A 10,864-nucleotide genomic window follows, 5' to 3' on the forward strand; every position below is an offset into this window, starting at 1 on the left:
TGGATGAAGTGCAGGTCGGTCTCGTCGTACTGCACGCAGTAGTCGCGCTCCGGGCACGGCGTGCCGAGCTGGAAGCGGTAGGCGTTGCCCTGGATACCGTGCTCTTCGAGGATCAGGGCGATGATCTTCGGCGCCGACAGCTGCTGGTAGATACGCTGGTTGGTGCGGTGCGCCAGGTATTGCAGCTGCGGCACCAGCGACACCTTGTAGCGGGTCAGGCGCTTGCCGGCATCGCCCTGGGCCATGCGGTAGATCTGGCCGTGGATGCCCGAGCCCTGCGGGTCGAAGGCGAGGAACGCCTGCTTGTGCAGCAAGGTCTCCAGGTCCAGGTCGGGGTTCTCGCTGACCAGCTCCAGGTCGAAGCGGAACGGCTGGCTGATGCCTTCGATGCCCTCGAACGACAGCACCTGCAAATCACCCTGGAAGTCGTCGACGGTCAGGCTGAAGTGGGTTTCATTGGAAGGGTTGAACATGACTTGCTCCCTGTTCGGTAGTCATCCGTTACGCCGATGGAACCAGCGTTGCAGCCAGGACGAATCCGCGCGCATGGCGTCGCGCAATGCTTGGGCGGTAACGGTGCGTTCCGCCGCGTCGAAGGCCAGCGCCGCACGCAGGGCTGGCCAACAGTGTTTGGGAAGATGCTTGGGTGCCTGCAGCGAGCGGTCCAGGCGTTCGTCGCGGGCCTGAGTCGACGGCAACCGGCGATACGGGTGCTTGCCGCACGCCAGCTCGTAGATCACGCAGGCCACTGCGTACAGGTCGGCGCTGGCCGACAGGGTCCCGCCCTCCAGCAACTCGGGGGCGGCATAGCCGGGCGTCCAGGCGTTGAAGCGTTCGCGGCTCAGGTGCGGCAAGCCGGTGAGCACGCCCTCCTCGGCCTGGCTCAGGCCGAAGTCGAACAGCCGCACGCCGTCTTCGCAGAGCATCACGTTGCTCGGTTTCAGATCGCCGTGCAGCACCCCGCGTGCGTGGCTGTAGGCCAGGGCATCGAGCAGCGGCAGCACTACTTCGCGCAGCTCGGGCCAGGGCAGGCCCAACGGCCGCTCGCAGAGCAGTTTGTCCAGGGTCAGGCCGCGCATCAGCTCCATGGTGATGAAGGCGCGCTGGCACTGGGTGTCCACCTCGAAGCTGTGCAGACGCACGACGTTCGGGTGGCGCAGGCGCCGGGTCAGGGCGAACTCGCTGTAGAGCAAGGCACTGGCGTCCGGTGTCTCGGAGAATTCTTCGCTCATGACTTTGAGCGCTATGTACGGGTCGGGATCGCCGAACTGCTCGTGCAGCAGGTCCCGCGCGCGGTAGACCGCGCCCATGCCGCCGGCGCCGAGCAGGCGCTCGAGGCGGTAACGTCCGCCCAGCACATCCGGCAGCCCACCCACAGGCGGCGCGGGCTTGGCCTTGGAGCGGTTCTTCCCGCGGTGGCGGCCTTTGCCCTTGGCCTTGGGCGCCGCCGGGCGCGGCGCCTCGTTGGCTTTGGCGAAGGCGAAATAGGTCAGGTTGCTGGCCTGTTCCTCGCTCATCAGGATGTCGTCCAGGCCGGATTCGAGATCACTCATTGGCGGATCACCACGGCGGTCAGGTTGTCCCGCGCCGAGCCGCGCAGGGCGCCGTCGAACAAACGCTCCAGGGCCACCTGCGGCGAAGCCAGGCTCAAGGCGTTGCCCAGGGCATCGCTGGTCAGCCCCTGGTACAGGCCGTCGCTGCACAACAGGAAGGCGTCGCCGGGGTAGACCTGCAGCTCCAGCACATCCAGGGTCAGCTGCTCGCTGGCGCCCACTGCCCGGGTCAGGGCGTTGGCCGCCGGGTGCGCCCGCGCCTGCTCGACGCTCATCTGTTGCTCGTCGATCAACTGCTGCTGCAACGAGTGGTCCTTGGACAGCTGGTACAGACGTTGCCCGCGCCACAGGTAACAGCGGCTGTCGCCGGCCCAGATACACGCCGCGCGGTCGCCTTCGAGCAACAGCGCGACCACGGTGCTGCCCATGATGCTGTCGTGGCGTTCGGCGGTGACGGTCAACTCCTGGCCCAGGCGCCGGTTGAGCCAGTGCAGGCACTGGCGCAGGTCCTTGAGCCGCTCGTCGAAGCTGTTTTGCGCCGATAACTCGGCCAGGCTGGCGACGATCAACTGGCTGGCGATATCGCCCCCCTGATGCCCGCCCATGCCGTCCGCGACCACCCAGAGCCCCTGCTCCGGACAGTCGAGAAAGGCATCTTCGTTGCGCGCCCGGACCTTGCCCGGGTCGGTGCGCGCAGCGCTGCGCCAGGGACTGGCAACCAGCATCAGAGCTGCACCGGCATGCGGAAGGTGCGCAGCACGCCCATGTCGAACGGGTTCGGCGTGCGCTGGCTCATCAGCAGGTAGTTGGCGCGCAGGCCGCCCAGGTCGGCCTTGAGCACCAGCACGTCGCGGCCGGTCAGGTACTCGGTCTGCATCAGGTCGAACAGGCGGAACAGCGACCAGGGGCCGGTGTTCTTTTCAATGCCCACCGGGCGCCCGGCCATCTTGTCCAGCACCAGGCTGGTACGGCCGTCTTCAGCGTCGGTCGGCCACTTGAAGGACACCGGCACGATCGGGCCATGGCGGTATTCCATGGTCTTGTCGCCGAAGCGGAACTCGGAACGGCTCACCGCCGGGTCCAGGGTGTAAGGCTCCAGCTTGAACTGCACCTGGGGCTCGGCCGGGTTCTCCGCGAAGAAGCTCTGGCGGATCACCTGGGCCGCGGCCATCTGGTCGAGGTAGACCTTGGACATCGGCAGGCTGTGGCCGTCGATGCTGCGCAGGCGGTAGTTGCCCGGATCGCCGCTGACGAAAGGCCGCATGTAGGTTTCGAAGAAGCGATCGGCAATGCCCTGGGCCTTGAAGAACTCGCGGAAGTCGCTGATGGCGACATCGCTGGTGCTGTGGGCATTGAACGGATAACGCTTGCTGATGGCCTTGCCGTAGAAGCTGTACAGCTCGCTCTGATAACGCTGGTTGAGGTACTGGTAGGAGTCGTTGAGCACCAGGCGCCAGGTGTCTTCGGCCAGCACGTTGAACCACACGCTCACCGGACGCGGCAGGCGCACCGAAGCGTTGCGCAGGCTGCTCAGCGCATCGCGCTGGCCGCTCATGCGGGTCTTGGCCATCTCGAACGCCGCCTGCTCGGGCGCGCTGGCCCGGGCCAGGCCGGCCAGTTGCAGTTGCAGGTCGTTCAGCGCTTGCAGCGCCGGCGTCAGGTCCGCCGCCGGGCCGTTGTTGTCATCCAGCAGGCGGTGCAGCGGTTCGAAGCGCCGTTGCAGGGACTTCTTCGCGGTGTCCGGCAGGTTCTTGGCCAGGGCTTCCTGGGCCTTGCCCGCGGCGGCCGCCGCGACCTTGCCCAGCGCCCCGCCCTTCTCCGCCGCCTTGTCCGCCACGGCGGTCGCGTCTTCGGCCGTTTCGGCGATGGCCTGGAAGCGGGTGTTCTCCCGCACTTCCACCAGCAATTGCAGCACCGGCGAGTTGGCCGAGGTCAGGCCGGCGACCTGGTCGGCGCCTTCGCTGGCATCGCTGAACGGCTGCAAGCCGACCTGGCCCACCGCTTCGCTCCAGTAGTTGGCGTAGTCGCGGAAGTACAGCTGCTCCAGCTCCACCATCAGGCGGCGCAGGTCCATGCCACTGATGCCGCTGCCTTCGCCCAGCACCCAGTTGTCACGCAGGATGTCGGTGACCAGCGCCGAGCCCTGGACCGAGAAATACTGCTGGTAACCCTGCTGGGTGTAGAAGCCCGGGATGGCGTAGTCGGTGCCGACGAACAGCCCGCCTTGCGGCCCCAGGTGCTGGCTCAGGCGGTACTCGGGCAGGCTGCGGGCCTGCTCGCGCAGCACGCGATACACCACGTTGGCCAGCGACTCGCTGCGCAGTACCTGGCGCGCCTGGGCCACCAGCGCATCGTTGAGCGGGTAGCTGAACGGCAGCTTGAGCAGGCGTTCGAAGTGCGCGTTCAGGCCGTTCTGCACCGCGGTGTTGCCGGCGTAGCGCGTCGACCAGTCGGTGGCCACCCAGTCCTTGAGCCAGGACGGGTCGCGACGGTCCTGCATGTTCAGCATCAGGTAGGCCCGCAGGCTGTTGAGCAGACGATCGCGGTCGCGCAGGTTGCTGCGGATCTGCCCTTCCAGCATCTGCGCCACCCGCGGCAGCAGTTGCGCTTGCAGCTCGCGCTCGTAGGCGCCGAGCACCACTGGATTGCTTTCTTCGCCCTGGTACAGGCCGAGGCGTTCGTGCAACGACGCATCGCCCTTGGCCGGGAACACCTTGGTGGCTTCGAAGCTGGTGTCGAGGGTCTTGAGCGCCGCCATCGCGTCGTCGCGGGCGGTCAGGGCCGTGCGTTGCTGGCCCCAGTTCTGCGCCAGGGAGCGCAGGTTTTCCAGGCGCTCGTAGTTAGCGGAAAAACCACCGGCCCAGAGCAGGCCGAACACCGCCAGGGCCGCCAGCGCGCCGACGTACAGCGCGCGCTGGCCCCAATGGATGCGGCTGCGCTCGCGCTTGTCCAGGCCGGCCAGGTCGGCCTCGGGGAAGATCACCCGGCTCAGCAGATGGTGAATGAAGCGCGCACGACCGCTGCGCAGGGTCGGCAGCACGCCGGCCGCCATGCCCAGGCTGGCGCCGATGCTGGCGGTGTCGTGGTCGAGTTTCTGCGTCAGGTGCGGCGCGCTGGTCAGGTAGAAGCCGCGCAACTGGCTGGCCCGCTGGTAGCGGTTGCCGGTGAACGCCATGTCGACGAACAGGCACAGGCGCTCGCCGATCTGCCCCAACTGATGCGGGAAGTCGAGGATGCGGCCACGGCGCTGGGTGTCACGCTCCTGGTGCATGCGCATGATCACTTGGCTGTTGAGGCGGCGCAGCAGCTCTTCGAACTCCTGGCGCAGTACCGCGACGTCGGTGCCGTTCTGTTCCTTGCGGAAGCTGGTGCCCAGCACCTGGTCGCTTTCCTCGCGGCTCAGCTGGTCGAAGAACTCGTCGAAGCCCAGCAACTGGTCGGCCTTGCTCAGGACCAGGTACACCGGCACGTCGACGTGCAGCTTCTGGTGCACGTCCTGCAACCGTGCGCGCACCTGGCGCGCCAGGGTGTCCAGGTCCTGCTCGTTGCCGCTCAGCAGCAGCTCCACCGGAATGGTCACCAGCACGCCATTGAGCGGACGCCCGCGCCGACGCTTGCGCAGCAGGCCGAGCAAGGTGCTCCAGGCGCTACCGTCGACTTCCGCGTCGGGCTGGGTCAGGTAGCGGCCGGCGGTGTCGATCAGTACGCCGTTGTCGGCGAAGTACCAGTCGCAATGCCGGGTGCCGACGGTGTCGCGGGTCAGCTTGCGGTCGATCTTGTTGATCGGGAATTCCAGGCCCGAGAAGTCCAGCAGGCTGGTCTTGCCGCTGCTCTGCGGACCGATCAGCAGGTACCACGGCAGGTCGTTGCGCCAGCGCTCGCTGCGCCCGCGGTACAGGCTCGAGGTCTTGAGGGTGCGCATGGCTTCCTTGAAGCGGCTGCGCAGCTCTTTCTGCTCCTCGTCGATCAGCTCTTCACGGCGCAGGCGTTCCTGGCCGTCTTCGCTTTCTTCCGTCTCTTTCTTGCGGATCCCGGCGCGCCAGCTGACGAAGACCATGCTCAGGCCCCAGATCAGGAACAGCACGCTGATGGTCAGCAGGCGCGAGGTCGCGCTTTCCCAGAACTTGTAGTCGTTGACCGCCAGCAGCGGCCCGACGAACCACACCAGCAGTGCCACGAACAGCACCAGCAACAGCGTCCAGACCCACGTCTTGCGCAGGAAGGCGCCGACTTTCTTGAAGAAGTTTTTCATCACACGTCCCTGTATTACTGCTGGTGCTGGACCACGGCCGGGTCAAGCTGCTGATAAGGTTGCAGAACGGTCTCGCGCTGCTCGCCCAGAACCCAGGCGAACCCCGAGTACATCACCACCAGGCAGACCAGGGTGAACAGCGCGACCATCCACCACGGCACGATGCGCACCAGGCTGCGGCGCTTGTCCTGCAGGCCTTCCCAGTGCGGCGACAGCTCCCGCGGCACGTCGCCGCGCAGCTGGCGGATCTGCCGGTACAGCGCATCGCGGATGCCTTCGAGTTCGAGCATGCCGCGGGCCATGACCCGGTACTTGCCCTCGAAGCCCAGCGACAGGCACAGGTACATCAGTTCCAGCATCGGCAGGTGCTTGACCGGGTTCTTCGACAACCGGTCCAGCAGCTGGAAGAACTTCTCGCCACCGAAGGTCTCGTTGTGGAAGCTGCTGAGCAGGCTCATCTGCGACCACTCGCTTTCATTGCCCCAGGGGGTAGTGACCACCGCCTCGTCGACCACGGTGCACAGCACGTAGCGGGCGGCCATGACCTGGCTGCTTTCCGCACCGTTGTGCAGGGCCCGCACCTCGAACAGCTTCAGGCTGGAGGTCAGGCGCTCGTTGAGCGCGTGCAGGTCTTCGCGGGTGTCGCTGTGCTTGAGGCGCACCACTTCCGACAACAGATCCGAAGCCGCCGCCACCAGCGCGTTGAGGCTGATGTTGAAGGCCTCGGCCGGGCGCAGGCGCGCGGCGTAGATCATCCGCTCTTCCAGTTGCTCGAAGCGCGGCGGCGCGGCGAAATCGGTCAGCGGACTCTGCGCCGGGCCATGGCCCTGGCGATCGAGCAGGACGGTCTTGTCGTCCTGGTTGTGTTCCATGTCCTTGATCATGTCGGTCAGTTCCTGATGGCCCAGAATTTCAGTTCAAGCTCGGCGAATTCGCCGGACACGTGGAAGGCGAAGCCGCCGGAACGCTCCAGTTGCGCCAGGTCTTCGGAACTGAGTTCGAGGATGAAATAGGTTTTGTTGGAGTGGAACGCGATCTGCCGCGGGGCCACCGGCAAGGGTTTCATCAAACTCTTCAGGCGCATATCACTGCGGGTTGGCACGGGTGCTGGAAAGCAACGTTTTCAAGCTGGCAGCCTTCGGCTTGACCAACCAGAAGCGACGCAGGTAGTCATCGAGATTCTCGGCCAGGTTACGGCCCCACTCGCTACCGGTCTCTTCGACGTACTCGTTCAGCACGCGCTGCAGGTGGCTGCGATAGGCTTCCATCGCTTCGCCGCTGATCCGCTGGATTTCCACCAGCTCGTGGTTGACCCGGTCAACGAAGGTGTTGTCCTGGTCGAGCACGTAGGCGAAACCGCCGGTCATGCCTGAGCCGAAGTTGTAACCGGTCTTGCCCAATACGCAGACGAAACCACCGGTCATGTATTCGCAGCAGTGATCGCCAGTGCCTTCCACCACGGTGTGGGCACCGGAGTTGCGCACGGCGAAACGCTCGCCCGCGGTGCCGGCGGCGAACAGCTTGCCGCCCGTGGCGCCGTACAGGCAGGTGTTGCCGATAATCGCGCTGTCCTGAGTCTTGTAGGCGCTGCCTTTAGGCGGAACGATCACCAGCTTGCCGCCGGTCATGCCCTTGCCCACGTAGTCGTTGGCGTCGCCTTCCAGGTAGAGGTTCAGGCCGCCGGCGTTCCACACGCCGAAGCTCTGGCCCGCGGTGCCCTTGAAGCGGAAGGTGATCGGCGCCTTGGCCATGCCCTGGTTGCCGTGGACCTTGGCGATTTCGCCGGAGATCCGCGCACCGATGGAGCGGTCGCAGTTGCAGATGTCGAGCGCGAACTCGGCACCGCTGAGATCGTTGATCGCAGGCTTGGCCATGGCGACCATTTTCTCGGCCAGCAGGCCCTGGTCGAACGGCGGGTTGCGATCCACCTGGCAGAACTGCGGCTTGTCCGCCGGGACATGCTCGCTGCCCAGCAGCGGGGTCAGGTCCAGGTGATGCTGCTTGGCGGTCTGGCCTTCGAGCACTTGCAGCAGATCGGTACGGCCGATCAGCTCTTCCAGCGAGCGCACGCCCAGCTTGGCCAGCCACTCACGGGTTTCTTCGGCGACGTAGGTGAAGAAGTTCACCACCATCTCGACGGTACCGATGTAGTGGTCCTTGCGCAGCTTCTCGTTCTGCGTCGCGACACCGGTGGCGCAGTTGTTCAGGTGGCAGATACGCAGGTATTTGCAGCCCAGGGCAATCATCGGCGCGGTGCCGAAGCCGAAGCTTTCGGCGCCGAGGATGGCGGCCTTGATCACGTCGAGGCCGGTTTTCAGACCGCCGTCGGTCTGCACCCGGACCTTGCCGCGCAGGTCGTTGCCGCGCAGGGTCTGGTGGGTTTCCGCCAGGCCCAGTTCCCACGGCGCGCCAGCGTACTTGATCGAGGTCAGCGGCGAGGCGCCGGTGCCACCGTCATAGCCGGAGATGGTGATCAGGTCGGCATAGGCCTTGGCCACACCAGCGGCGATGGTGCCGACGCCGGCTTCCGCCACCAGTTTCACCGAGACCAGCGCCTGCGGGTTGACCTGCTTCAGGTCGAAGATCAGCTGCGACAAGTCTTCGATGGAGTAGATGTCGTGGTGCGGCGGCGGCGAAATCAGGGTCACGCCCGGTACCGCGTAGCGCAGCTTGGCGATCAGGCCGTTGACCTTGCCGCCCGGCAGCTGGCCGCCCTCGCCGGGCTTGGCGCCCTGGGCCACCTTGATCTGCAGCACTTCGGCGTTGACCAGGTATTCCGGGGTCACGCCGAAACGGCCGGTGGCCACCTGCTTGATCTTCGAGCTCTTGATGGTGCCGTAGCGCGCCGGGTCTTCGCCGCCTTCGCCGGAGTTGGAACGCGCGCCCAGGCGGTTCATGGCTTCGGCCAGGGCTTCGTGGGCCTCCGGCGACAGCGCGCCCAGGGAGATACCGGCGGAGTCGAAGCGCTTGAGGATCGATTCCAGCGGCTCGACTTCGCTGATGTCCAGCGGCGTGTCCAGGGTCTTCACCTGGAACAGGTCGCGGATCATCGACACCGGACGGTTGTCCACCAGCGCGGTGTATTCCTTGAACTTGGCGTAGTCGCCCTGCTGCACGGCGGCTTGCAGGGTGTTGACCACGTCCGGGTTGTAGGCGTGGTATTCGCCACCGTGGACGAACTTCAGCAGGCCGCCTTGCTGGATCGGCTTGCGCGGGCTCCAGGCTTCGGCGGCCAGGGCTTTCTGCTCGGCTTCGATGTCGACGAAACGCGCGCCCTTGATGCGGCTCGGCACGCCACGGAAGCTCAGGTCGCACACCTCTTCGGACAGGCCAATGGCTTCGAACAACTGCGCGCCACGGTACGAGGCGATGGTCGAGATCCCCATCTTCGACAGGATCTTCAGCAGGCCCTTGGTGATGCCCTTGCGGTAGTTCTTGAACACCTCGTAGAGGTCGCCCAGCACTTCACCGGTGCGGATCAGGTCGCCCAGCACTTCATAGGCCAGGAACGGATAGACCGCCGAGGCACCGAAGCCGATCAGCACCGCGAAGTGGTGCGGGTCGCGGGCGGTGGCGGTTTCCACCAGGATGTTGGAGTCGCAGCGCAGGCCCTTTTCCACCAGGCGATGGTGCACCGCGCCGGTGGCCAGGGAGGCGTGGATCGGCAGCTTGCCCGGGGCAATATGACGGTCGCTCAGGACGATCTGGGTGCGTCCGGCGCGCACGGCTTCTTCGGCCTGGTCGGCCACATTGCGGATCGCCGCTTCCAGACCGACGCTCTCTTCGTAGTTCAGGTCGATGACCTGACGCGCGAAGCCCGGACGGTCGAGGTTGGTCAGCGAGCGCCACTTGGCCGGGGAGATCACCGGCGAGCTGAGGATCACCCGGGAAGCGTGCTCGGGCGACTCCTGGAAGATGTTGCGCTCGGCACCGAGGCAGATCTCCAGGGACATGACGATGGCTTCGCGCAGCGGGTCGATCGGCGGGTTGGTGACCTGGGCGAACTGCTGGCGGAAATAGTCGTACGGCGTGCGCACGCGCTGGGACAGCACGGCCATCGGCGTGTCGTCGCCCATGGAGCCGACCGCTTCATAGCCTTGCTCGCCCAAAGGGCGCAGCACCTGGTCGCGTTCCTCGAAGGTGACCTGGTACATCTTCATGTACTGCTTGAGCTGGTCGACGTCGTAGAAAGCCGAACCGTGGTCGTTGTCTTCCATGGTCGCCTGGATGCGCAGGGCGTTCTTGCGCAGCCATTGCTTGTACGGATGACGGGACTTCAGGCGGTTGTCGATGGCATCGGTGTCGAGGATCTGCCCGGTCTCGGTGTCCACGGCGAAGATCTGGCCCGGGCCGACACGGCCCTTGGCGATCACGTCTTCAGGCTGGTAGTTCCAGACGCCGATTTCCGAAGCCAGGGTGATGAAGCCGTTCTTGGTGGTGACCCAGCGCGCCGGGCGCAGGCCGTTACGGTCGAGCAGGCAGACGGCGTAGCGGCCGTCGGTCATGACCACGCCCGCCGGGCCGTCCCACGGCTCCATGTGCATGGAGTTGTATTCGTAGAAGGCGCGCAGGTCGGCGTCCATGGTCTCGACGTTCTGCCAGGCCGGCGGAATGATCATCCGCACGCCACGGAACAGGTCGATACCGCCGGTGACCATCAGCTCCAGCATGTTGTCCATGCTCGAGGAGTCGGAACCCACACGGTTGACCAGCGGGCCGAGTTCTTCCAGATCCATCAGATCGTTGGTGAACTTGGTGCGCCGGGCCTGGGCCCAGTTGCGGTTGCCGGTGATGGTGTTGATCTCGCCGTTGTGGGCGAGGAAGCGAAACGGCTGCGCCAGCGGCCATTTCGGCAGGGTGTTGGTGGAGAAGCGCTGGTGGAACACGCAGATCGCGGTTTGCAGGCGCGGGTCACCCAGGTCCGGATAGAAGGCGGCGAGGTCCGCCGGCATCATCAGGCCTTTCTCACCATCAACAGCGGCAGTCCGAGGGGACGTTAATAGTGCAGCTGTAGTGTAAAGCTGCTCTTGAACAAGCCTCTGACACAGAATGTCATATC

The 10,864-nt window shown here is 65.6% G+C and carries 6 protein-coding genes and 1 pseudogene; all 7 read right to left on the reverse strand.

Going from position 1 to position 10,864, the window contains the following annotated elements:
• On the reverse strand, nucleotides 1-473 hold a 473-nt coding region (locus ACQKQA_RS28055), incomplete at its 3' end, for a contractile injection system protein, VgrG/Pvc8 family (protein ID WP_427564468.1).
• A gap of 21 nt (nucleotides 474-494) precedes the next feature.
• Nucleotides 495-1,553, reverse strand: coding sequence for a serine/threonine-protein kinase (locus ACQKQA_RS28060; protein WP_427564469.1), 1,059 nt, complete (start codon nucleotides 1,551-1,553; stop codon nucleotides 495-497).
• Entirely contained in the window at nucleotides 1,550-2,278 is a 729-nt protein-coding gene (locus ACQKQA_RS28065) for a PP2C family protein-serine/threonine phosphatase (RefSeq protein WP_427564470.1), read from the reverse strand. Before ACQKQA_RS28065 ends, ACQKQA_RS28060 begins: the two co-directional genes overlap by 4 nt.
• Nucleotides 2,278-5,805 carry a type VI secretion system membrane subunit TssM gene (gene tssM, locus ACQKQA_RS28070; protein WP_427564472.1) on the reverse strand — a complete coding sequence of 1,176 codons (3,528 nt, stop codon included), beginning with the start codon at nucleotides 5,803-5,805 and terminating at the stop codon, nucleotides 2,278-2,280. The genes ACQKQA_RS28065 and tssM overlap by 1 nt, the downstream gene beginning before the upstream one ends.
• 14 nt (nucleotides 5,806-5,819) lie before the next feature.
• A complete protein-coding gene (gene icmH / locus ACQKQA_RS28075; protein WP_427564474.1) occupies nucleotides 5,820-6,689 on the reverse strand; it encodes a type IVB secretion system protein IcmH/DotU in 870 nt (289 codons plus the stop codon).
• 5 nt (nucleotides 6,690-6,694) lie between these two features.
• A pseudogene (tssK, locus tag ACQKQA_RS28080) lies at nucleotides 6,695-6,871 on the reverse strand (type VI secretion system baseplate subunit TssK); the annotation flags it as partial.
• A gap of 19 nt (nucleotides 6,872-6,890) precedes the next feature.
• Nucleotides 6,891-10,856, reverse strand: coding sequence for a glutamate synthase large subunit (gene gltB, locus ACQKQA_RS28085; protein WP_427564476.1), 3,966 nt, complete (start codon nucleotides 10,854-10,856; stop codon nucleotides 6,891-6,893).
• Between the last annotated feature and the right edge of the window lie 8 nt (nucleotides 10,857-10,864).

The organism is Pseudomonas sp. NPDC089530 (genome assembly GCF_050280705.1).
Taxonomy (GTDB): domain Bacteria; phylum Pseudomonadota; class Gammaproteobacteria; order Pseudomonadales; family Pseudomonadaceae; genus Aquipseudomonas.